The 23147-nt window shown below is 69.1% G+C and carries 21 protein-coding genes; 14 read left to right on the top strand and 7 right to left on the bottom strand.

Annotated features, from left to right (window positions below; translation table 11 throughout):
- Positions 1–6: 6 nt before the first annotated feature.
- The 5 genes from ACQHIV_RS17380 (at position 7) to ACQHIV_RS17360 (ending at position 4347) form a co-directional block, all read left to right on the top strand.
- Positions 7–1311 carry a hemolysin family protein gene (locus tag ACQHIV_RS17380; protein WP_427895544.1) on the top strand — a complete coding sequence of 435 codons (1305 nt, stop codon included), beginning with the start codon at positions 7–9 and terminating at the stop codon, positions 1309–1311.
- A gap of 47 nt (positions 1312–1358) precedes the next feature.
- Positions 1359–1694, top strand: coding sequence for a cytidine deaminase (locus ACQHIV_RS17375; protein WP_427895542.1), 336 nt, complete (start codon positions 1359–1361; stop codon positions 1692–1694).
- The gene (gene era, locus ACQHIV_RS17370; protein WP_427895540.1) at positions 1678–2607 is read left to right on the top strand and encodes a GTPase Era; all 930 of its coding nucleotides are present in this window, start codon (positions 1678–1680) and stop codon (positions 2605–2607) included. Before ACQHIV_RS17375 ends, era begins: the two co-directional genes overlap by 17 nt.
- Positions 2607–3275, top strand: coding sequence for a GNAT family N-acetyltransferase (locus ACQHIV_RS17365; RefSeq protein WP_427895538.1), 669 nt, complete (start codon positions 2607–2609; stop codon positions 3273–3275). The genes era and ACQHIV_RS17365 overlap by 1 nt, the downstream gene beginning before the upstream one ends.
- Positions 3276–3393: 118 nt before the next feature.
- On the top strand, positions 3394–4347 hold the full coding sequence (locus tag ACQHIV_RS17360) for a hypothetical protein (RefSeq protein ID WP_427895536.1): 954 nt from the start codon (positions 3394–3396) through the stop codon (positions 4345–4347).
- A gap of 56 nt (positions 4348–4403) precedes the next feature.
- Here the strand turns inward: ACQHIV_RS17360 and ACQHIV_RS17355 are convergent, their stop codons facing one another.
- The 4 genes from ACQHIV_RS17355 to ACQHIV_RS17340 all read right to left on the bottom strand — a co-directional run bounded on the left by ACQHIV_RS17355 (position 4404) and on the right by ACQHIV_RS17340 (position 8109).
- Positions 4404–5393: a GNAT family N-acetyltransferase gene (locus ACQHIV_RS17355; protein WP_427895534.1), complete on the bottom strand. Its 990-nt coding sequence runs from the start codon at positions 5391–5393 to the stop codon at positions 4404–4406.
- 41 nt (positions 5394–5434) lie between these two features.
- Complete coding sequence (locus ACQHIV_RS17350; protein ID WP_427895533.1) at positions 5435–5860, bottom strand: PPOX class F420-dependent oxidoreductase; 426 nt, start codon at positions 5858–5860, stop codon at positions 5435–5437.
- A 180-nt stretch (positions 5861–6040) separates the two neighbouring features.
- The gene (locus ACQHIV_RS17345) at positions 6041–7450 is read right to left on the bottom strand and encodes a sensor histidine kinase (protein ID WP_427895531.1); all 1410 of its coding nucleotides are present in this window, start codon (positions 7448–7450) and stop codon (positions 6041–6043) included.
- Positions 7447–8109, bottom strand: a complete 663-nt coding sequence (locus ACQHIV_RS17340) for a response regulator transcription factor (protein ID WP_427895529.1) — start codon at positions 8107–8109, stop codon at positions 7447–7449. The genes ACQHIV_RS17345 and ACQHIV_RS17340 overlap by 4 nt, the downstream gene beginning before the upstream one ends.
- A 321-nt stretch (positions 8110–8430) precedes the next feature.
- On the opposite strand from ACQHIV_RS17340, the gene leuA reads away from it, so the two are divergent.
- The 9 genes from leuA to ACQHIV_RS17295 all read left to right on the top strand — a co-directional run bounded on the left by leuA (position 8431) and on the right by ACQHIV_RS17295 (position 18432).
- A complete protein-coding gene (gene leuA, locus ACQHIV_RS17335; protein ID WP_427896512.1) occupies positions 8431–10104 on the top strand; it encodes a 2-isopropylmalate synthase in 1674 nt (557 codons plus the stop codon).
- 237 nt (positions 10105–10341) lie between these two features.
- Entirely contained in the window at positions 10342–11442 is a 1101-nt protein-coding gene (locus ACQHIV_RS17330) for an ABC transporter permease (protein ID WP_427895527.1), read from the top strand.
- A gap of 4 nt (positions 11443–11446) precedes the next feature.
- Positions 11447–12343: an ABC transporter permease gene (locus tag ACQHIV_RS17325; RefSeq protein ID WP_427895525.1), complete on the top strand. Its 897-nt coding sequence runs from the start codon at positions 11447–11449 to the stop codon at positions 12341–12343.
- Positions 12344–12348: 5 nt separating this feature from the next.
- Positions 12349–13425, top strand: coding sequence for an ABC transporter ATP-binding protein (locus ACQHIV_RS17320; RefSeq protein WP_427895523.1), 1077 nt, complete (start codon positions 12349–12351; stop codon positions 13423–13425).
- The gene (locus tag ACQHIV_RS17315; protein WP_427895522.1) at positions 13422–14468 is read left to right on the top strand and encodes an ABC transporter ATP-binding protein; all 1047 of its coding nucleotides are present in this window, start codon (positions 13422–13424) and stop codon (positions 14466–14468) included. The genes ACQHIV_RS17320 and ACQHIV_RS17315 overlap by 4 nt, the downstream gene beginning before the upstream one ends.
- Complete coding sequence (locus tag ACQHIV_RS17310) at positions 14465–14671, top strand: hypothetical protein (protein ID WP_427895520.1); 207 nt, start codon at positions 14465–14467, stop codon at positions 14669–14671. Before ACQHIV_RS17315 ends, ACQHIV_RS17310 begins: the two co-directional genes overlap by 4 nt.
- Before the next feature lie 63 nt (positions 14672–14734).
- On the top strand, positions 14735–16591 hold the full coding sequence (locus ACQHIV_RS17305) for an ABC transporter substrate-binding protein (protein ID WP_427895518.1): 1857 nt from the start codon (positions 14735–14737) through the stop codon (positions 16589–16591).
- Positions 16592–16633: 42 nt separating this feature from the next.
- Positions 16634–18088 carry a GNAT family N-acetyltransferase gene (locus ACQHIV_RS17300; protein ID WP_427895516.1) on the top strand — a complete coding sequence of 485 codons (1455 nt, stop codon included), beginning with the start codon at positions 16634–16636 and terminating at the stop codon, positions 18086–18088.
- A 53-nt stretch (positions 18089–18141) separates the two neighbouring features.
- Entirely contained in the window at positions 18142–18432 is a 291-nt protein-coding gene (locus ACQHIV_RS17295; protein WP_427895514.1) for an SAV_915 family protein, read from the top strand.
- Here the strand turns inward: ACQHIV_RS17295 and ACQHIV_RS17290 are convergent.
- Genes ACQHIV_RS17290 through ACQHIV_RS17280 form a run of 3 tightly spaced genes read right to left on the bottom strand, consistent with a single transcriptional unit; the run spans position 18410 to position 22999 of the window.
- Positions 18410–19057, bottom strand: a complete 648-nt coding sequence (locus ACQHIV_RS17290; RefSeq protein ID WP_427895512.1) for an ABC transporter ATP-binding protein — start codon at positions 19055–19057, stop codon at positions 18410–18412. The genes ACQHIV_RS17295 and ACQHIV_RS17290 overlap by 23 nt on opposite strands.
- On the bottom strand, positions 19044–19889 hold the full coding sequence (locus ACQHIV_RS17285) for an ABC transporter ATP-binding protein (RefSeq protein ID WP_427895510.1): 846 nt from the start codon (positions 19887–19889) through the stop codon (positions 19044–19046). The genes ACQHIV_RS17290 and ACQHIV_RS17285 overlap by 14 nt, the downstream gene beginning before the upstream one ends.
- A complete protein-coding gene (locus tag ACQHIV_RS17280; RefSeq protein ID WP_427895508.1) occupies positions 19886–22999 on the bottom strand; it encodes an FtsX-like permease family protein in 3114 nt (1037 codons plus the stop codon). The genes ACQHIV_RS17285 and ACQHIV_RS17280 overlap by 4 nt, the downstream gene beginning before the upstream one ends.
- Positions 23000–23147 lie beyond the last annotated feature (148 nt).

Here is a 23147-nt window from a genome sequence, read left to right as displayed (position 1 = left end):
GTTCCCATGACGTACCACGACCTCGTCCTGCTGGTTGTGGCCGCGGTGCTCGTGTTGCTGGCCGGCTTGTTCGCCGGCGCGGAGGCGGCGCTGTCGTCGTACTCGAAGGTGCGGGCGAACGAGCAGGTCGAGCAGGGCAACCTGCGCGCGGTCCGGCTGCGCGACCTGCTCTCGGACGCGCCGCGGTACCTGAACTCGCTGCTCCTGCTCCGGCTGATCTGCGAGATCACCGCGATCGTGCTGGTCACCCAGGCGCTGTCCGGAGTCCTGTCGGTGACCTGGGAGCACATCCTGATCACCGCGGTGGTGATGGTGCTGGTCTCGTACGTGATCATCGGCGTCGCGCCGCGGACGCTGGGCCGGCAGCACTCGGACCGGTTCGCGATCATCTCGGCCGGCCCGGTGATGGCGCTGACCAGGATCCTCGGCCCGCTGCCGAAGCTGCTGATCCTGATCGGCAACGCGCTCACCCCGGGCAAGGGGTTCGCCGAAGGGCCGTTCGCGACCGAGGCCGAGCTGCGCGCGCTGGTCGACTACGCGGAGAAGTCCGCGGTGATCGAGTCCGGCGAGCGGCAGATGATCCACTCGGTGTTCGAGCTCGGCGACACCATCGTCCGCGAGGTGATGGTGCCGCGGACCGACATGGTCTACATCGAGAAGCACAAGAAGCTCCGCCAGCTCACCTCGCTGGCGCTGCGCTCGGGGTACTCGCGGATCCCGGTGATCGGCGAGTCCCTGGACGACATCGTCGGCGTCGTCTACCTCAAGGACGTGATGCGCCGGGTGTACGACAACGCCCAGTCCGAGTCGACCGAGCGGGTCGAGTCGGTGATGCGGCCGTGCATGTACGTCCCGGACTCCAAGCCCGCCGACGAGCTGCTCCGCGAGATGCAGGCCGCCCGGATGCACCTGGCGATCGTCGTCGACGAGTACGGCGGTACCGCCGGCCTGGTCGCGATCGAGGACATCCTGGAGGAGATCGTCGGCGAGATCACCGACGAGTACGACGAGGACCCGGACTCGGTGCAGCAGCTGTCCGACGGCGCGTACCGGGTCTCCAGCCGGCTGCCGATCGACGAGCTCGGCGAGCTGTTCGGGGTGCCGCTGGACGACGACGACGTGGACACCGTCGGCGGGCTGATGGCGAAACTGCTCGGCAAGGTGCCGATCCCCGGCGCCGAGGTCGCGATCGAGGGCCTGTCGCTGACCGCGGAGCGCCCGTCCGGCCGCCGGAACCAGGTAGGTACGGTTCTGGTACGACGCGAGGACCCGACCCCCGCGCCGCACGACCAGAACCACCAGCACGCCTGACCCACCCACCCGTCGGTCCCCGGGCCGCCGGTTACGTTTTGGAGCTCTTGTTGTCAGACCTCTCGGCGGAGGACGCCAAGCTCGTCACCCTCGCCCGCGCTGCCCGCGCCCGGACCCGCGCCGCCGAAGGAGCCGCGGTCCGCGACTCCGACGGCCGGACGTACGCGGCGTGCACGGTCGCGCTCGACACGGTCGAGCTGACCGCGCTGCAGCTGGCGGTCGCGATGGCGCTCGCCTCGGGCGTGAAGGGCCTGGAGGCCGCCGCGGTCGTGACGGACACCGAGTCCGTCGAGGTCAACGTCGTACGGCACTTCGCCGGCGCCAACATTCCCGTCGTACTTGCCCTGGGCACCGGAGAGGTCCGCGATGTCGTCCACACCTGAGAACTTCAAGGCAGGGTTCGCCTGCTTCGTCGGCCGGCCGAACGCGGGCAAGTCCACCCTCACCAACGCCTTGGTGGGGAAGAAGATCGTGATCACGTCGTCGAAGCCGCAGACCACCCGGCACGCCGTCCGCGGGATCGTGCACCGCGCGGACGCGCAGCTGATCCTGGTCGACACGCCCGGTCTGCACAAGCCGCGCACCCTGCTCGGCGAGCGGCTGAACGACCTGGTCAAGACCACCTGGGCCGAGGTCGACGTGATCGCGGTCTGCCTGCCGGCCAGCGACAAGATCGGCCCCGGCGACCGGTTCCTGGTCAGCGAGGCGGCGAAGGTCGCGAAGACGCCGAAGGTCGCGCTCGCCACCAAGGCCGACCTGGTCACGCCGGACCGGATGGTCGAGCACCTCGCCGAGATCCAGGCGCTGGGGGAGTCGGTCGGGATCGAGTGGGCCGCGGTGATCCCGGTGTCGGCGACGTCCGGGTTCCAGGTGGACGTGGTCGCGGACGAGCTGGTCAAGCTGCTGCCCGAGGGCTTCCCGCTGTACCCGGACGGCGACATCACCGACGAGCCCGAGGAGACGCTGGTCGCGGAACTGATCCGCGAGGCCGCGCTGGAGGGCGTCCGGGACGAGCTGCCGCACTCGATCGCGGTCACCATCGACGAGATGAATCTGCGTGAGGACCGCCCGGCGGACAAGCCGCTGCTGGACGTGTACGCGAACATCTTCCTCGAGCGGGAGAGCCAGAAGGGCATCGTGATCGGCCACAAGGGCGCCCGGCTGCGCGAGGTCGGCGCGGCCGCCCGGAAACAGATCGAGGCTCTGCTGGGTACGCCCGTCTACCTCGATCTGCATGTGAAGATCGCGAAGAACTGGCAGACGGACGCCAAGAACCTCCGCAAACTGGGATTCTGATGATCCTGCAGAATCCGGTGTATGGCGCCCTGACCGGCCCGCACGCGTCCTTCGCCGAGGTGTCCGGCAACGCCCGCCGCTACCCGGCCGCGGTCGCGCCGTTCCTCGGCCTGCCCGACGTACCGACCGACGCCGACTGGACGGCCGCGGCCGAGCTGCTCCGGGCCGGCGGACCGGGTGCGATGATGCGGCCCGAGTTCGAGGTCCCGGACGGGATCAAGATCGACAAGGTGTTCGACCTGGTCCAGTTCACCGCGCCGGACGACCTGCCCGCCGCCGAACCGGAAGCGGTCCGGCTCGGCGTCGACGACGTACCGGACATGCTGGCGCTGGTCGCGCTCACCGACCCGGGCCCGTTCCGCAGCCGCACGATCGAGCTCGGGACGTACCTCGGGATCCGCCGCGGCGGCGACCTGGTCGCGATGGCCGGCACCCGCTTCAGCCTGCCCGGGTACGTCGAGATCAGCGCGGTCTGCACGCACCCGTCGGCCCGCGGCGAGGGCCTCGCGACCCGGCTGATCCGGGCGGTCGCGGCGGAGATCACGGCGACCGGCCGGCACCCGTTCCTGCACACCGGCGGCACCAACACGACCGCCATCCGGCTCTACAACTCGCTCGGCTTCACGCTGTCGAACGAGATGAAGGTAACGATCGTGTCAGCGGTCTAGCCTGGAACGTTGCAACAAGGTGCAATCGCGGCGCGTCCTGCCCCCGCGCGCATTATGCTCGCGCGCACGATCTCGAGGCCCATCGAGGTTGTTCGTCTCCTGAGGGGGAGTCCCAACGATGAAACTGCAGCGCTTCGCGCTCGCCCTGGCCGGGGTCGGCATGCTCGCCGCCACGGCCGCCGCAGCCCCGGCCACCGCCGCCGTCCGGTCCGGCCCGACGCCCGCGATCGCCCATCCGGCCGGCGCCAACCTGAAGACCACGTCGACCACCAAGCTCGCCTCCGGGGGATGCAACCAGGACGTCGGCTTCAACACCCCGACGCCGGGGATCAACGACGTCGTGGTCACGCCGGCCAAGCCGCCGCGCGGCGAGTTCTTCCCGGAGTTCCGGTTCGTCGGTACCCGGCTCAACACGACCTGGTACGGCGTGAAGACCGACGCGCACTTCTACTACCACGGCCTGTTCGTGCAGAACGGCACGCTGTACCGCGGTGTCACCTACTTCGACACCGACAACGCGCGGCCGACATACGCGCGGATCGGTTCCGGCTGGACCAGCTTCACCCAGCTCGTGACGTCGAACTACGCGATCACCGCCCCGAACCGCTCGTACCTGTACGGGCTGAGCACCAACGGCAGCCTGTACCGCTACGCGGCGTCGGGTGCCACCTTCCGGGCGCTCGGCCATTTCCCGGGCTTCAAGGGCTTCAAGGCGATGACCGTGATCTCCGAGAACCCGACGTACGACACGCTGCTGATGACCACCAAGGCGGGCGCGCTCTGGACGGTCCGGATCCCGGCCGCGGCCTCGACCAAGCCGATCCTGAAGCTGGTCCGGAGCACGGGCTTCGCGGCGTACGAGTCGCTGGCCGCCATGGAGTGCGGTACCAGGGGCGGCACGCTGGTGACCGGTTTCGACAACGAGACCGACTCGGTCTACCAGTACGCGATGAGCAAGTTCAACGGCTCGAAGACCGCGGTCACGTTCTACGGCCGGGTCCCCGGCGCGACCGTCCCGGGCACTGGCATCTTCTCGGTCACCGGCCACTGGAACCAGTTGGTCGGCGAGTGATCGCGCGGTAGTGCGGAGCCGGGGGCGCCGCTCGCTGCGGCGCCCCCGGTCTGTTGTCAGAGCGTCTTCTGGTAGTCCAGGAAGCGCGCGACGATGTGGTAGTTCAGCGCCTCGTTGATCCCGATCATGTGGTTGTTGGACTCGGCGTTCCAGGTGTCGATCTGGGTCAGCGCCGGCTCCGCCTCGCGCAGCCAGAGCAGCATCCCGGACTTGAGCAGCGCGCCCAGGCGATGACCGCGGTGGTCCCGGGAGACCGCCGTGTCGTGCTGCTCGCCGAGATACGGGCGCTCGCGCTCGACCGCGACGACGGTGTGGCCGGCCAGCTCACCGGTGTCCTTCGCGCGGGCGACCACGCGGTAGACGGTGCGATCGCTCTTGCGCTGAGCCTCCCCGTACGCGCGCAGACGCTCCGGCGAGAAGACGTCGTCCTCGATGTCGAGGTCGTCCTTCGGAGCGTCGTTGATCGACGCGGTGACCGCGACCATCCCCTCCAGCATGTCGTCGGGCAGCGCGCCGGTCAGCTTCAGCAGTTCGTACCCGGACGCGGCCGCGGCGGACTCGTCGTACATCCGCTGGACCAGTTCCCAGTCGAGGCCGACCAGTTCCTGCCGGCGGTTCACCTCGACGGACTTCTGCTCGAGCCCGTGCCGTGCCGCGAACGCCTTGGCCTTGGGCAGGTCGATCCCGCCGAAGCTGACCCCGGTACGACCCAGGTCGCGGGTGAGCTTCTCGCCGTACTCGAACAGCGTCGAGCCGATGCCGCGACCACGGTGGTCGGGGTGCACCTTCACGTCGAGCCAGGTCTTGTCGGTGTTGTCGTACCGCGGGATGTCGACGACCAGCAGGCCGACCGCCGTCCCGTCGTCGTCGCGCGCCAGGTACGCCTCCGGGGGCTCGAGGTCCCAGCCGTAGCGCAGCATGTTCGCGAAGCTGCGCGGCGTGTGCTGGACCAGCTCGGGGCAGTCCACCTTCCAGCCGGCCGAGTCCACGGCGACGGCGTCCGCACATCCGACCTCGTCGTCGGGGGACAGCTTGATGATCTCCACGCCCACAGGGTCCACCGGGTCGCGAGGTTACCGCACCTGGTTTATCCCCGGTCAGGCGTTGGCATCCCGTACGCGTGGTCGACCGTCATCGAGAACATCAGTCGCCTGTCCTGCACCATCACGGCGCGGTACTCGTCCCAGTCCGGGTGCTCGCCGGAGGCGGTGCGGTAGTAGTCGACCAGGTCCTCGACGACGTCGTCGTGCGGGTCGGCCGCGACGGGGCTGAGCTGGGCCTTGCCTTCGAGGACGAGGTACGAGCGTCCGCGGGGGCCGTTCACGTACAGGCTCGCCCGCGGGTCCCGGCGCAGGTTCCTGGTCTTCGCCCGCCCGTCGGTCAACGAGATCCGGACCCGGTCGCCGTCGTACACATAGGTGATGTTGGACAGTTGCGGGCGACCGTCGCGCTTGATCGTCACCAGCACGCCGAGGCCGTGGGTGCCGACCCGGTCGAGGAGAGTTTCCGTCATGCCGGCAAGCCTATGAGTTCAAGCGTTCTTGAGCGCAAGGAGCTGACCTCGGCGAACCGGCTGTCCGGGGCGTGGGAGTGGATCCGGTGTCCTGGGTGTACCGAAGAACGGGTAGTGGTGGGGGCCGGAGGGGTGTTCGGTGGGAGGGTTGAGCGTGCGGTGGGTCTGGAGTGGGGACCACTACCCGTTCTTCGGTACGAGGCGGAGGTGGAACGCTGCGCCGGGTTTGCCGTCGGGGCGGTCGGTGGTGGCGAGCGTGCCGCCGTGGGCCTGGGCGATGCCTCGGGCGATGGCGAGGCCGAGGCCGGCGCCTTTGCTGTGGGGGCCGTGGACCAGGCGGGAAAAGATCCGCTCGCGGGCCTCCGGTGGTACGCCGGGGCCGTCGTCCTCCACCAGTACGCCGGTGCCGGCGACGGTGATGCGGAGGGTGTGGGCGCCGGCCTGGCGGGCGTTGTCGACGAGGTTGGTGAGTACCTGGGTGAGGCGGTCCTCGTCGGCGGTGACGGTTGCCGTGCCGTGGATGTCGACGGTGACGTCGGGCGCGACCAGGCGGAGGCGGGCGGCCTGGGCCTCGGCGAGTCGGCGGAGGTCGACGGGGGACAGGTGCAGTTGCAGGCCGGCGTCGATGCGGCTGAGCTCGAGCAGGTCCGCGACCAGTGTGCCGGCGCGCCGGGACTCGCGGACCAGCAGCAGTTCGAGCTCCTCGCGCTGCGCGACGGTCGCGTCCGGCCCGAGCTGGATCAACGTCTCGGCCGCCGTCTGCAACCCCGCCACCGGCGTCCGCAGCTCATGCGCCGCATCCGCCACAAACTCCCGCATCCGATCCTCCGACCCCCGCGCCACCCCCTCAGCCACCCGCGCCACCTCCTCCGACTCCCGCGCCACGCCCTCGGCGACCCGCGCCGCTTCCTCGGACTGCCGCGCCACGCCCTCAGCCACCCGCGCCGCCTCCTCCGACTCCCGCGCCGCTGTTTCGGCCCCCTCCAGGGCGTCGAGCATTTCGTCGAAGGCGGCTGCGGTGCGGCCGAGTTCGGTGTCTTCGCGGCCCGGCTGCAAGCGGCCGCCCCGGCGGCCGGCGGCGATCGAGCGGGCCAGGCCCGTCATCACATCGAGTGGTGCCAACGCGAACCGCATGCCGATCACCAACGCGAGTGCGGTGATGAGAATCGCCGCCAGACCAGACAGCAACAACACAGTCCGCAACCGCGCACTAGCATCCGCCAGCAACGCCGTGTCCGCCGTCAGCACCAGCGAGGCGCCCTTCGTCTGCTGACCGGCCTGCAGCGTCGCATGCACCTGCCGCACGGTCCCGTCAGCCTCCACCGGAGGCGCCCCGAGCACCCGCCCGTTCCGCAGCGACAGCGTCACCCGCACCCCGTTCGCCTCGACTCGGCGTACCAGGTTGACCGGCGGAACGTCCTGCCGAGCCAGCTGCTGCGCCAACTGCGCCCGCCCGGTCAGCAACGAGTCCAGACTCCGCTCCGCCTGCGCGTCGAACACCGCCTTCACCGTCAGCCCGGTCACCGGCAGCACCACCAGCAGTACTGCGATCGCGGTCAGCGTCACGCGCGCCCGCAGCGACAGGTTCACGGCCGCAACACGTACCCGGACCCACGCACTGTGTGCAACAGCCGCGGCCCATGCGCCTCCAGCTTCCGCCGCAGACCGCTCACATACACCTCGACCAGGTTGTCCGCGTAGTCGTCGTACCCCCACACCGCCGTCAGCAGCTGCGTCTTCCCGACCACCTTCTCCGCGCGCCCGGCGAGGAACGCGAGCAGTTTGAACTCGGTCGCGGTCAGCTCGATCTCCGCCCCACCCCGCCGTACGGCGCGTGCCTCCACGTCCACCTCGAGATCGCCGACCGTCAGTACGGTCCGCATCCGCCCCATCCTCCGCAGCAAGGCCTCGACCCGCGCGATCAGCTCCGCGAGCACGAACGGCTTGACCACGTAGTCGTCGGCCCCGGTCCGCAGCCCGTGCAGCCGGTCGTCGACGCCGTCGCGTGCGGTCAGCAGGATCACGCCCGCGTTCGACGTCTCGCGGGCGATCGTCAGCAGCTCGAACCCGTCCCGCCCGGGCAGCATCACGTCCAGCAGCACCAGGTCCGGGCGGTACTCCGCGAGCTCCCGCTCGAAGCCGTCGCCGTCGGCCCGGGTACGGACGTCGCACCCGGCCTCGGTCAGCGCGATCCCGACCGGGGTCCGGATCGGCGCCGCGTCCTCGACGACCAGTACGCGCGGCCTCATCCGCCCATCCTCGCACCGGGGACAGCGCCCCGGCCGGATTCCTCAGCACATCCTCAGCACCGGCGCTGTCACGCTCCGTGTCTCGCCGATCGAGACCCCCGGTTCGACGTGCCGGGGGAGTTGTGCATAAACTCGCAGGCATCATGCGGCACCAGCTTCTCCTCCTTCGCTGCCGCGGCGAGGCCTGACAAGGCCGGTTCCCTCGCCGCGGAGTTTCGTCGTACACGCCGGTCGTCAAACGACCTTGAGCAGTAAGACGTACCCGAGGAGAACCCAGTGGCACCGAAGAACCAGCCCAAGCCTGTCCAGCAGTCGTCCGGTATGCCGATCCACCGGTACCGCCCGTTCCCGCCGATCGAGCTGCCGGACCGCACCTGGCCGGCCAAGTCCGTCGACCGGACCCCGCGCTGGCTGTCCACCGACCTCCGCGACGGCAACCAGGCGCTGGTCGAGCCGATGTCGCCGGCCCGCAAGCGGCGGATGTTCGACCTGCTGGCGAAGATGGGCTACAAGGAGATCGAGGTCGGTTTCCCGAGCGCCAGCCAGTACGACTTCGACTTCGTCCGCAGCCTGATCGAAGAGGACGTCATCCCGGACGACGTGACGATCTCGGTGCTGACCCAGGCCCGCGAGGAGCTGATCGAGCGCACCGTCCAGTCGCTGCAGGGTTCGCCGAAGGCGACCATCCACCTGTACAACGCGACCGCGCCGCTGTTCCGCCGGGTGGTGTTCAACGTCGACAAGGCCGAGTGCCGCACCATCGCGGTCCGCGGCACCGAGACCGTGATGAAGTACGCCGACGAGATCCTCGGCGACTGCGAGTTCGGGTACCAGTACAGCCCGGAGATCTTCACCGGCACCGAGCTGGAGTTCGCGCTCGAGGTGTGCGAGGCGGTCAGCGACGTGTGGCAGCCGGCCGCGGGCCGCGAGATCATCCTGAACCTGCCGGCCACCGTCGAGATGTGTACGCCGAACGTGTACGCCGACCAGATCGAGTGGTTCGGCCGCAACCTGACCCGCCGCGAGCACAGCACGATCAGCCTGCACCCGCACAACGACCGCGGTACGGCGGTCGCCGCGACCGAGCTGGCGCTGATGGCCGGCGCCGACCGGGTCGAGGGCTGCCTGTTCGGCCACGGCGAGCGGACCGGCAACGTCGACCTGGTCACGCTGGGGATGAACCTGTTCAGCCAGGGCATCGACCCGCAGATCGACTTCTCCGACATCGACGAGATCCGCCGTACGGTCGAGTACTGCACACAGATGCGGGTCCCGGAGCGCCAGCCGTACGCTGGTGACCTGGTCTACACCGCCTTCTCCGGGTCCCACCAGGACGCGATCAAGAAGGGCCTGGAGGCGCTGGACAAGCAGGCCGCGGCCGAGGGCAAGCCGGTCGGCGAGATCGCCTGGGAGGCGCCGTACCTGCCGATCGACCCGAAGGATGTCGGCCGGTCGTACGAGGCCGTGATCCGGGTCAACTCGCAGTCCGGCAAGGGCGGCGTCGCGTACATCATGAAGTCGGAGCACCGGCTCGACCTGCCGCGCCGGCTGCAGATCGAGTTCAGCCGGGTGATCCAGCAGCACACCGACACCGAGGGCGGCGAGGTCGGCCCGCAGGTGATGTGGGACATCTTCGCGGCCGAGTACCTGGCGCCGGGCAAGCTGTCGCTGCTGAGCGTCAACTCGACGTCCGGCGAGGGCCACGGCGACCAGCTCCGCGTCCAGGTGTACGCCGACGGCGTGCCGCACGAGCTGGTCGGCGAGGGCAACGGCCCGGTGTCGGCGTTCGTCGACGCGCTGCAGCCGCTGAAGTACGACGTACGCGTGCTCGACTACCACGAGCACGCGCTCTCGGCCGGCGGTGACGCGCTCGCGGCGGCCTACGTCGAGTGTGAGGTCGGCGACGAGGTGTTCTGGGGTGTCGGCCGGGACGCCAACATTCTCACTGCCTCGCTGAAGGCCGTCGTCTCGGCGGTCAACCGCGCCACGCGCTGACTTCACCTCCCCGAGTGCCCGCCTCCGTGTCGGAGGCGGGCACTTCCTGTACTCCCGGGTACCGTTTCGTCACGGTCCGCAACGTTGTCTCACTGTTGCCTCAAGTCGTTGACTCGGGGACCAGAGCTGCGCACACTAGCGTCACTATGCGCAGATCCTTGCAAGACAGTGTTACTAAGTCTGGCGGATGAGGGTCTGCGCCACCGACTTTCCCTGGTAGTCGCGTGGAGGTGAGCAGTGAGTGGTGCGGTCGACACGTCCGCGGCGGAACTGATCGAAGGTCCCGCCGTCGAACCGAGACCTTCGGCCGTACGGCGGTTCTTCAACGCCTGGCTGGTCCGAAGACTGTTCAAGGCGGTACTGACAGTCTTCATCGTGACGACCGGGACGTTCTTCCTGGTCCGATTGTTACCCGGTAACCCGGTCGACACCTATATCCAGACGCAGATCGCGCAGACGGGTATCTCATACGAGGCGGCGGCCGCACAGGCGAAGAACCTGTTCTCGCTGGACCCGAACGAGCCGTTGATCGCGCAGTACTTCCACTACATGGTCAACATGCTGCACGGCGACTTCGGCAACTCGCTGCTGTCGCCGGGTACGACGGTCGCCTCGGTGATCAAGACGTACCTGCCGTGGACCCTGTTCTCGGTCGGCGTCGCGACGGTGTTCAGCTTCGTCATCGGCATCGTGGCCGGGATGATCATGGCGTACCGGCGGGAGACCTGGATCGACCACCTGCTGACCTCGATCGGCTCGGTGCTGCACGCGATCCCGAACTACATCCTGGCGATCCTGATCGTGGTCTTCCTCGGCGTGAAGCTGCAGTTCTTCGACCTCACGGCCGCCCGTGGCTCGTACACACCGGGCGTGACACCGTCGTTCAGCGTCAGCTTCCTGAACGACATCTTCTACCACGCGATGCTGCCGATCCTGGCGTACGCGCTGACCACGGTCGGCTCCTGGGCGCTGGTGATGAAGTCGTCGACCGTGGAGACGCTCGGCGAGGACTACGTGACCGTGGCCCGGGCGCGCGGCCTGTCGGACAACCGGATCCGGTCCGGGTACGTCGGGCGGAACGCCGTACTGCCGCTGTTCAGCCAGCTCGCGGTGTCGCTCGGGTTCGTGGTCGGCGGCTCGATCTTCGTGGAGAAGATCTTCGGCTACCAGGGCATCGGGTTCAGCCTGTACAACGCGGTCAACGGCCGCGACTACGCCGTACTGCAGGGCATCTTCCTGGTCGTGACGATCTCGGTCGTGGTCGCGAACCTGCTGGCCGACCTGCTGTACAGCCAGCTGGATCCGCGGATCCGGGTCCAGGGCAAGGACAAGGGGTGACGAGATGACCGAGGCAACCATTCCCGTCGCCGCGATCGGCACGCCGGGCGTGTCCCGGTTCGCCGGCATCCTCAGGTCGCTGCGCCGCAGCCCGGCCGGCTTCATCGGGTTCGTGATCGTCGCACTGATGGTGCTGATCACCGCGATCGTGCCGTTCTTCCTCCCCGACGTCGCGCCGAACGTCAAGGAGATCCTGCTCCCGGCCGGTTCGCCCGGGCACCTGCTCGGCACCGACAACGAGGGCAAGGACGTCCTGATCCAGATGATCGGCGGCGGCCGGACGGTGATCTTCGTCGGCTTCTTCGCCGCGGCGATCTCGACCGCGCTGGCGATCGTGCTCGGGTCGCTGGCCGCCTACCTCGGCGGCTGGGTCGACTCGGTCGTGGTCACGCTCGCCGACGTCTTCCTCACCGTCCCGCAGATCGTGCTGCTCGCGGTCATGGGTGCGTTCTTCAAGCTGGACTCGCCGATCCTGCTGGCACTGCTGGTCGGCGGCCTGTCCTGGCCCGTGCTGACCCGCGCCGTCCGCGCGCAGGTTTTCTCGCTGAAGGAGCGCGAGTTCGTCGAGGCGGCCCGACTGCTCGACCTGGGCACCGCCCGGGTGGTGTTCGTCGAGATCCTGCCGAACATGGCCAGCTTCATCCTGATGAACTTCATGATCGGCGTGACCAACGCGATCTACCAGCTGGTCGGCCTGTACCTGCTCGGTCTCGCCCCGCTGACCGGCTCCAACTGGGGCATCATGCTCAACCGCGCCTGGATTGCCGGCGCGATCTTCAACGACGCGAGCCTGGCCTGGATCCTCAGCCCGATCATCGCGATCGTCCTGCTGCTGGTCGGATTGGTGATGATGACGCGATCCCTCGAAGAGATCCTCAACCCGCGGCTCCGGGACCGGTGATCACGATGACGACTTCGAGCACCCGTGCGAAACGCGGCGGCGAAGGAAAGCCGCTGCTGTCGGTCCGCGACTTCAAGGTCGAGTACCGCACCGGAGCCGGCGCGACCGTGCAGGCGGTCCGCGGCGTGGACCTCGACCTGTACCCGGGCGAGAGCCTGGCGCTGGTGGGGGAGAGCGGCTGCGGCAAGACGACGTTCGGCCTCGGCCTGCTGCGGCTGCTGCCGCGGCTGGGGCACGCCAGCGGCAAGGTGATGTTCAACCGCGGCGACGGTACCGAGATCGACGTTCTCGGGCTGGACGGGCGGGATCTGCGCGAGTTCCGCTGGCGGGACGCGGCAATGGTGTTCCAGGGCGCGATGAACGCGTTCAACCCGGTGCTGAAGATCCGCGCACACATGCACGACACGATGCGCGCGCACACCAAGGCCTCCAAGCAGGAGATCGAGGACCGAGCCGGCGAACTGCTCCGGCTGGTCCGGCTTGAGCCGTCCCGGGTGATGGACAGCTACCCGCACGAGCTCTCCGGCGGGATGCGGCAGCGCGTGCTGATCGCGATGAGCCTGCTGCTGGAACCCGAAGTACTGATCCTGGACGAGCCGACCACCGCGCTCGACATCCTCACCCAGCGGTCGGTCGTCGACGTACTGCACGAGGTCCGGGACCGGCTCGGGTTCTCGATGATCTTCATCTCGCACGACCTGTCGCTGGCCGCCGAGCTCGCCGACCGGGTCGCCACCATGTACGCCGGGCGCATCATCGAGACCGGTGGGGTCCGGGACATGTTCTACCGCCCGCGGCACCCGTACACGCTCGGCCTGATCAAGGCGGTGCCGCCGATCGTCGGCGACCTGCCCGACATGGAGTCGATCCCCGGCGGCCCGCCCAGCCTGGCGTCGCTGCCGGCCGGCTGTACCTTCGCGCCGCGGTGCAAGTACGCGACCGAGGAGTGCAACGAGACCGACCCGCCGCTGACCCCGATCACCGACGAGCCCGGTGACGCGCACGAGGCGGCCTGTATCCACGCCAAGGACGTGCACCTCGAGCGCGAGGTGCCGAGCGAGAACCTGGGGACCGCATCATGAGCGCCGTCGAGAAGTCCCCCGAGAAGTCGCCGCGGGCCGCGGCGCCGCTGATCACGCTCGGCGGCGTCAGCCAGGTGTTCGACACCAAGGCCGGCCCGATCCGGGCGGTCGACGACATCGACCTGTCGATCAACCCCGGCGAGGTGCTCTGCCTGGTCGGCGAGAGCGGCTCCGGCAAGACCACGGCGGCCCGGATGGCGGCCGGTCTGGCCCGGCCGAGCAGCGGGCAGGTCGCGTTCGAGGGCAGTGACATCTGGTCGCTGAAGCGCGGCGACTTCACGAAGTTCCGGCGCAGCGTGCAGTACGTGCACCAGGACCCGTACGCCTCCCTGAACCCGACGCGTACGATCCAGCAGACCCTCACCGCTCCGCTGCTCAAGCACGGCCTCGTGAAGGGCAAGAAGGACGCCGCGGACAGGGCCGCCGAGCTGCTCACCCAGGTCGACCTGACACCGCCGGAGAACTACCTGCCGAAGTTTCCGCACCAGCTGTCCGGCGGGCAGCGGCAGCGGGTCGCTGTGGCCCGGGCGCTGACCCTGGACCCGAAGCTGATCATCGCCGACGAGTCCACCTCGATGCTGGACGTGTCGATCCGGATCAGCGTGCTGGCGATGCTCGGCCGGCTCCGCGACGACCTCGGCGTCGGCTTCCTGTTCATCACCCACGACCTCGCGATCGCGAAGTACTTCGGCTGGCGCGGCAAGACCGCGGTGATGTACCTCGGCCGGATCGTCGAGTTCGGGCCGACGCCGAAGATCATCAACGCGCCGACGCACCCGTACACCCGGGCGCTGATCGACGCGATCCCCGAGCCGGACCCGGACCTGACCAAGACCAAGGGCCGGGAGTCCCTGCGCAGCCTGGAGATCCCGAGCCTGGCGAACCTGCCGTCCGGGTGCTCGTTCCATCCGCGCTGCCCGCAGTTCGAGGACGGGCTGTGCGACGGGAAGGTACCCGAGCTGATCGAGATCCGGTCCGGGCAGTCGGCGGCGTGCCACGTGGTCGCGCGGGACGGCGTACCCGAGAAGCCGGCGGTTGAATGACCCCGCAGATCGGCCGGGCGGCGCTCGGCTGGGCAGCATTTCTCGTGCTGGCCAGCGGGGTCCTGCTGCTCACCCTGACGCCGGGCACTCCGGAGTTCGTCGTCACCCTGTTCACCTTGTGTTTGGGCCTGCTACTGGGCCTGGTGGTCGTCGTCGGGGTGGTCATCACCCGGCGGCGGGAGAAACGCGAGGGCGGTAGTTAGTCCCCACCGATGAGCAGTACCTGACCCACATGGGCGTGCGGTCAGTCCAGAAAGGACCAAGGAATGAGTCCCACCGGCACCAACGATTCCGGCTCCAACGGGACGGGCGCGAGCGCCCGGACGAACGCTGTCTCCCGCCGGCATGTGCTCCAGCTGTTCGGTATCGCCGGTGTCGGCGTGGCCGGCATCGGGTCGCTGGAGGCCTGCTCGCCGAGCAAGCCGAACGCCAGCGGCGGCGGCGGCAACGCCAGCAAGGAGTTCCACGGCGCGTACCCGTACCAGCTGCCGCCCAAGGGCCACTTCAACCTGGCCGCCGGTGTCACCGACGGCATCCAGGCGAGCAGCCCGTACCTCGACCTCGTCTATCCGAGCGGTGGTATGTACTACTGGGCGGACAAGAAGTGGGAATGGATGATGGCCGAGTCCGGCACGCTGGACGAGGCGACCAAGACCTACACGCTGAAGCTGCGCTCGGGTGCGACCTGGAGCGACGGCAAGCCGGTGACCGCGAAGGACGTCGTGTCGACGTTCAACCTGCGCTGGCTGCTGCGCCAGCAGGACTGGACGTTCCTGTCCGACGTCACCGCCAAGGACGACACCACGGTGGTGTTCACCATCGGTACGCCGTCGACCGTGCTGGAGCGCTACATCCTGCGCGCGCCGATCCTGCCTGACTCGGTGTACGGCGAGTGGGCGACCAAGGCCGAGACCATGCGGAAGGCCAAGACCAGCCTGGACAGCGCCGAGGGCAAGCAGTTGAACGGCGACTTCCAGAAGTTCCGCCCGGAGAACCCGGTCGTCTCCGGCCCGTTCAACTTCGACGCGAAGAACATGACCAACGCGCAAATGTCGCTGGTCAAGAACGACAAGGGTCTGTTCGCTGACAAGATCACCTTCACCAAGGTGGTCCTGTACAACGGTGAGACGTCCGACATCACCCCGGTCGTCCTGAACAAGGACGTCGACTACGCCACCCACGGTTTCGCCGTGGCGACCGAGAAGACCCTGCTCGGCAGCGGCTTCCGGATCCTGCGGCCGCCGGTGTACTCCGGCCCGGCGCTGGTGTTCAACTACACCGCGCACCCGGAGCTCGCCGACGCCCGTGTCCGGCAGGCGATCGCCTACGTCCTGGACCGGGCCGAGAACGGCACCGTCGCGCTCGGCGACTCCGGCAAGCCGTGCAAGTTCATGGCCGGGTTCTCCGACATCTCGGTGCCGGACTGGATCTCCGACGCCGATCAGAAGAAGCTGCAGGCGTACGAGAAGGACGAGGCCAAGGCCACGTCGCTGCTGCAGGCTGCCGGCTGGAAGAAGACCGGCGGCAAGTGGATGCTGCCGAACGGCAAGCCGGCCGCCTACGACATCAAGTTCCCGACCGAGTTCGCCGACTGGAACCCGGCCGCCACCAACGCGGCCGACCAGTTGAACAAGTTCGGGTTCAACATCACCAAGCGGGGCATCACCTTCACCCAGCTGAACCCCGACGTACTGGCCGGCAAGTTCGACTTCGCGATCCAGAGCTGGGGCGCGTCGAACCACCCGCACCCGTACTTCTCGTTCGTCCAGGACCTCTACACGTTCAACTACGTGATCGCGGCGAACTCCGGCGGCAAGGGCATGAACTTCCCGCTCAAGCAGACCACCTCGACCGGTCCGATCGACCTGCAGTCCGTGGTGGACAAGTCCGCGCAGGGCCTGAACCTCGACGAGCAGAAGAAGAACGTCACCGCCGCGGCGGTCGCGTTCAACGAGCTGCTGCCGATCATCCCGCTCTGGGAGCGCTACGGGAACAACCCGGCGCTCGAGGGCAAGCGGGTGGCGAAGTTCCCGGCGGACGACGACCCGATCCTGAAGAACGCGCCGTACGCGGACAACTTCGTGATCATGTACATGTACCAGGGCAAGGTCGCGCCGGTCTAAAGAACTGGCGTTCTGACCTGTTTGTTTGATTGGGTCGGCCGGGTGATCGTGATACGCGAGATCGACCCGGCCGACCTGGCCCTTTTCGACGAGTGGTACGACGCGCTCCGGGCCGGCGCGGTCGCCGGCCGCGAGGCGGCGCTGGTCGAGACCCGGGAGGCGCTCGGTTCCTCGCTGCGGAACCCCGGCCCGTTGAAGACTCGGCTGGCGGTCGGCGCATTCGAGGACGACCGGGTACTCGGGACGATGCTGTTCGAGTACCGGCTGGCCGACAACCTCGACGCGGTCGAGGTCGAGATCGACGTACCGCCGGAGCACCGGCGGCGGGGGATCGGTACGGCGCTGTGGCAGTGGGCCGTCACCCGGTCGGCGCAGCTCGGGCGGACCATCGTCCAGACCGAGCTCGGCGTACCGGCCGATCCGTGGCCGGGGGCAACGTTCGCGGCGCGGCTCGGGTTCGCGGTCGAGCATGTGGAGGAGCATCTCGTCGTTCCGTTGCCGTACGACGATCTGCTGCTGGAGGATCTGCGGTCGTCGGCGGGGCGCCTGGACGGGTACCGGCTGACGTCCTGGGCGGGGGTGTGCCCGCCGGAGCACCGGCAGGCGTACGCCGACCTGCACAGCGCGATGGACCTCGACGTACCGACCGGCGGGATGACCCGCGAGATCGTGCCGTGGACCGTCGAGAAACTCGAGGCGAGTGAGGCGCGGGTGGACCGCAACTACCTGGCGCTGGTGACGATGGCGCACACGCTCGACGGTGCGCCGGCCGGGTACACCCTGATCTACCTCCCGCGCGCGAACGCCGAGCACGCCCAGCAGGACGACACGCTGGTCTTGCGTGAGCACCGTGGCCACAACCTCGGCACCTTCCTGAAGCTCGCCAACCTCTCGCAGTTGGCGGAACACCGGACCTCGCAACGGTATCTGCACACCTGGACGGCGCTGACGAACGCGCCGATGCGCAAGGTCAACGCCCGCTTCGGGTTTCGCCCAGTCGAGCAGAACCGTGAACTGGAGCTCGAACTGCCGCGGCTGCGACCGGCCGCTCGCGGGGTGATCGTCGATCCTGCCGATCGGGTGCTGCTGGTGCGCTTCGAGTTCGCCGACGGGCCGGTGTGGGCGACTCCGGGCGGCGGTCTCGAAGCCGGTGAGACCGTTCTCGAAGGGCTGCGGCGCGAACTGATCGAGGAGGTCGGCCTCGAGGACTTCGCCGATCCGCCGCACCTCTGGCACGAGGAACACGTTGCCGAGGGCCACGCGGCCGGCTACGACGGCGTCCTCAACGACTACTTCCTGATCCGCACCGACCACTTCGAGCCCTCCGGCTCCCTGACCGCCGCGGAGCTCCGCGACGAGAACGTCCACGCGATGCGCTGGTGGACAGCGGGCGAACTCGCGGCCCACGAAGGCCGCTTCGCACCGGCCGACCTGCCCGCGCTCCTGCACCGAGCACTCGAGTCAGGTCCTCCGACCACCCCGGTCACACTGCTGTAAGAGTGCTGTGAGAAAAGGCGCTCCGGGCAACGAACCGGCTTAGCGTGGATGGTGTGAAGCCTCCGCATACCGCTGACTGGTTCGTTCCCGTCCACTCCGTCGGCGACATCGCCGCTCCGCGGATCGGGCGGCTGCCCGACAGTTCCCGGGTCGGCATCGCCTTCACCACGCTGGCGAACCTCCGCCGTGCGTCCGGGCCGGAGCAGGAGTGGATGCGCCTCACCGAGGACGCTCTCCGCGAGACACTCGCGCCGCTCGGCGTCATCCGAATCCAACTCGACCCAGCCCTGGTCTCCGCACCGCCCAGCGGTCTCGTGCCGGTCAGAGGCGTCGTAGCCAGTTGAGGCGGCCTTCGTCCATCAGGGCGTGGCCGTCGGCGCTGTCGGCGACGTTCGGGTCGTGGGTGGCGATCACGACGGCCGCGCCCCGGCGGGCTTCCTCGTGCAGCAGGTCGAGGACCCGTTCGCGGTTGGTGCTGTCGAGCTCGCTGGTCGACTCGTCGGCGAGAATCACCCGCCCGCGCTGGGCGATCCCACGCGCCACCGCGACCCGCTGCTGCTCGCCGCCGGACAGCTCCTCCACCAGATGGTCGCCGCTCTCCTCCAGCCCGACACCTTCGAGCGCCCGCTGGATCCGCCGGTCGACGTCCTCGCCGGAAGGGTTCTCGGCCAGCAACGGAATCGACAGGTTCTCCCGCGCGGTCAGCACCCGCGCCAATCCGTTCCCCTGCGGAATCAGTACGACGCCGTGCTTCGCCGCCGCCGGCCGGTCCGCAACCACCAGCCCGTCGATCTCCACCTGCCCCTTGGCCACCGGCACCGCCCCGGCGATTGCCCAGAGCAACGACGTCTTGCCGGCCCCGGACGGCCCGCTGACCGCGAGCACGAACCCAGGCGGAACCGTGAACGACACGTCCGACACCGCGGTCACGTCCCCGTACCGCACCGTCAGCTGACTAACCTCGATCATCGACGTCCTCCTGCTGTACCGGGGTCAGGCGGATCTCGCCGCCGTCGGTGGTGACCTGGACGAGGGTGCCGGCCGGCAGTAGTTCGGCGACGTGCGGTGGCAGCGGCAGCGACCCGTCCACCGCGACCACGGCGTACTCCTCGCCGGAGCGGCCCTCGGAGGCGATCCGGCCGTCCCGGATCGTGATCGTCCGGGGGAGTGTCGCGGCCACCTCGGGGTCGTGGGTGACCAGCAGTACGGTCATCCCGGTCTCGCGGTTGATCGTCCGTACCGCCTCGAGTACCTCGTCCCGCGCGCGGTGATCGAGCTGGCTGGTCGGCTCGTCGGCGAGCAGCAGACCAGGCATCGTGGCGATACCGACGGCGACCGCGCACAGCTGCACCTGACCGGGCGTCAACCTGCTCAGCTCGGCCGCCGCATGGTTGCCGAGGCCAACGAGTTCGAGAACCTCCCGCGGCTCGGGCAGCCGGTGACCTGCCGGGGCGGACTGTTGCGCGTACCGGATGTTCTCCGCCGGTGTCAGATACGGGATCAGGTTCCGCCCGGCGCCCTGCAACACGATGCCGACATCACCGGAACGCATCCGATCCAGCTCCGCGTCGGTCATCGTCGCGACGTTGTGCTCACCGATCTGCAGCCGTCCCGCACTCGGCGTCAGCAGCCCGCCGCACAGTTGCAGGAGGGTCGACTTCCCGGCACCCGACGGCCCGAGCAACCCGACCAGTTCGCCCGGCCGCACGGAGATTCCGATCCCGGACAGCGCCGCCACGTCATGGCCGTGCGCCCGGTAGATGTGCACGAGCCCGGTCGTACTGATGGCCAGCCCGCTCATGTCAGCTCCTCCCGGATCCGGCTATAGCTGGAGCGTCTGTTCACGCCGCTGCCGAGGATCAGCGTCACAGCGGCGAGGACCGCCGTACCGCCCGCCCAGAGCGCGATCGCGACCGGCCAGTCGAAGCGGAGGTCGAGCGGCACCGGGCTGTCGCTGTTCGCGAACAACGGGATCATCGGCAATGCGACGCGTGCGCCGACCAGCCCGCACACGGTCCCGAGCAGTACGCCGAGCGCGACCGGACCGGTCTGTTCCCACCGCGCCGCCCGTCCCGTCGCACTCGCCGGTACGCCGGTGAGCTGCAGGCTCGCGTAGTCCTGCGCCCGCGAACGCCAGGAGGTGACGATCGCCAGCAACAGGACGACGATCGCGAGTACCCACGCGGCGAGGCCGACGACCGGCGTCAGCTGCAGCGCCAGCGCGCTCGCGGACCGCCCGTACGACGCGATCCGGTCGTCCCGCCGATCGACCAGCTCGGCGCTGAGCCCGGCCTTCGTGAACTGTTCGGCGATCTTGTCGACGTTCGCCATCCCGGCCTTGTTCAGCCAGACCTCGAAGTCGGTCCCGCCTTCGTCCACGGCACCACCGAGCCGGCGCACCGTCTCCAGGTCGACGACCGCGGTGTGCGTCCCGTACCGGTTCACCGGACCGCGGAGCCGGTCGATCCGGTCCAGCGTCATCGGCGAGCTGTCGATCCCCGGGCTGGTCGTGGTGTTGTCGAAGCGGTACTCGGGCGTGACCAGCGCGGGCACCGCGGCCGGCACCGTCCGGTACTGCAGGAACTGGTCGTTGCCGAAGTTCTTCATTCCGATCGTCAACAGTCCACCGGGCTTGGCGGTGACCGAGCCCTGGTCGTCGGCGGCCGTGCCGACCGCGGACCAGTCCTTCGGCGTGCCGAGCGTGATGGCCGGATTGTCGGCTGTCGACAAGCTGCTGATCGTCAGATCGCCTTCCAGCCCGACCTGATCGGCGGTCTCGCGCCCGATGCCGAGCCGCAGCAGGTCGCACCCGGCCTGGCACTCGACCGGCGTCCGCAGAACGACCGGCTTCGTGGCCGGCAGCGGCAAGGGCGGGAACGAGACCAGGTACCGCGCACCGTCGCGGTGACTGACCACGTTCGCGCGCAGTACGACGGACTTCGGTTCGCCGTCGGCGGTCGGCTGGCCCCACGCGGTCTTCATCGCCACCGCCGTGATCGGCCCGGTCGACAAGGTGACTGCCAACTGTGCACCGCGGAGCTCGATCGGTGCCGCGTCCGGCGCCTTCAAGGTCCGCCATCCGGCCGCATCGGTCAGTCGGTCGCCGTGGAACGCGATCCGCCGGAAGCTGTCCGGCTCGATCATCTCGGTCTGCAACGCGTCCGGGGAGCCCGGCCGGGACATCACCACCGGCGTCAACCAGTGCCGATCGGGGTCGATCTTGTCGACAGCGCTCAGGAAGTCGGCGAAGTACAGCGCGTTCATCCGCAGTACGCCCTCGGCTCCGGTCTCGTAGCCGGACCGGTCGTCGCGGTTGCGGGAACCGACCGAGGCGGCCTGACCGGCGAACGTGAGCAGCGCGGCGGCCACCGCGACCGCGGCCACGATCCGGGTCACCGCCGGACGGCGCGAGACCTGCAACGCACCGAGCGCCAGACCGAGCCGTCCACGCCGGAGCGCACCGCGGCTGACCAGCCCGGCTGCCGGCAGCAACAGGTGCGCGAAAGCCAACCCCGCCGCGAGTGCCAGCAGCGCCGGCGTCAGAACCGGCAACGGCCCGCGCCCGTTCCCGGTGAGCGCCCCGACCAGACCGGCCACGGCGAACACGATGATGCACAGATCCGCGACCCCGATCGCCCGCCCGTGCCGCCGCGCGACGCGCCGCAGCAGGCTCGAGATCGGACGCCGTACGACGCCTCGCACCTGCAGCACCACCACCGCCAGCGCGACGGCGACCGCCGCCCCGAGCGCGGCCGGCACCGTCCACGGCAACTCCGCCGGCGCACCACCGCGCAGCCAGGTATGCCGGACGACCGTCAGGATCCCGAAGCCCAGCAGGCCCCCGAGCAACGTCCCGGCCACCACCGGCAGCCCGAGCTCGATCGCCAGCACCCGGTGTGTACGGCGTGCCGGCGAACCACGCAACCGCGACAGCGCGATCTCCGGCCGTCGCTGGTCGACCACCGCCGCCAAGGCGAGCGCCAGTACGACGACCGCGAACAACGCGACCTGCGCCATCACCAGCGGGATGATCGTGGTGGCCTGCTTGCGTTCCGTCTGGATCTGGTCGACCAGCGAGGCGAGCGACGACGTCACCTCGGCCAGCCCGCCGAGCTGTTCCTGCGCGTTCCCGTTGACGGTGCGGGTCGCGTCCTGCAGCCGGTCGAGGTCGCCGAGCCGGCTCACGCCCGGGAGCGGCCGGAGGTCCGACGTGGCCTTCGTGGCGAAGTTGGCGTTGCCGGTGAGCGTCGTACGTTCGGTGAACATCTCGTTCGACCACCCGGGCTCGTCACCCGCCGGCTTGCGCGAGTGACCGGTCGGATAGTCGCCGAACCAGTAGTCGCCGCGGGCCTCGTCCGGGCGGTAGAAGCCGACCACCTTCACCGGCTGGGCGGGGTAGCTGCCGCTGGTCGCCGCGGCCAGGGTCTGCCCGACCTTGATGCTCCAGAGCGACTTGTCCGCGACCGACGCGATCACCTCGTTCGCGGCCTTCGGGCAGGCGCCCTCGACGACCGTGAGCTGGGCGCAGTACCCGTCCCGCCAGCGCAGCCGCATAGTGATCGGGTCGTCCGCGGCCTTGGCCCGCCACGAGATGTCGGTGTAGATCCCGTGCACGGGCGGCGTGAAATGCGACCGGAGGTCGGCGGGTACGAGCGTGTCGAGCTGTTCCGGCCTGACCTGGGCATCACTGTTCGTGCTGGTCTTCCAGCCAGGCGTGGCGACCGCGCTCCGGCTGGCGATCAGCCATGACGCCGGCAGCCGCTGGTTGTCCAGCGTCTCGGTCATCACGGTCTGCTCGACGGCCCGCGCGAACCACGGCCCGAACACGGCGCAGGTACCGATCAGCAGGCTGACGCCGGTCAGCACCAGGGCCTGTGCCCAGCGGTACCGCAGCGCTCGTCGTAGAAACATCGCCACCCCCAGCGTCCGTGTCGCCCGCCGAATGTACGGAAAGTTTCGGCGGCTGTGCCCGGCGCCGGCAAAATGTCACATTAATGTTGTCCAGACAGGAATCCCGGTGCCCCTTTGGCCCGCCGGGCGGCCGCGGCGGTAGGTTCGG

Source organism: Kribbella polygonati, from assembly GCF_050320105.1.
Taxonomy (GTDB): Bacteria; Actinomycetota; Actinomycetes; order Propionibacteriales; family Kribbellaceae; genus Kribbella.
The sequence above is the reverse complement of the archived record's forward strand: the minus strand, read 5'-3'. Positions and strand labels throughout refer to the sequence as shown.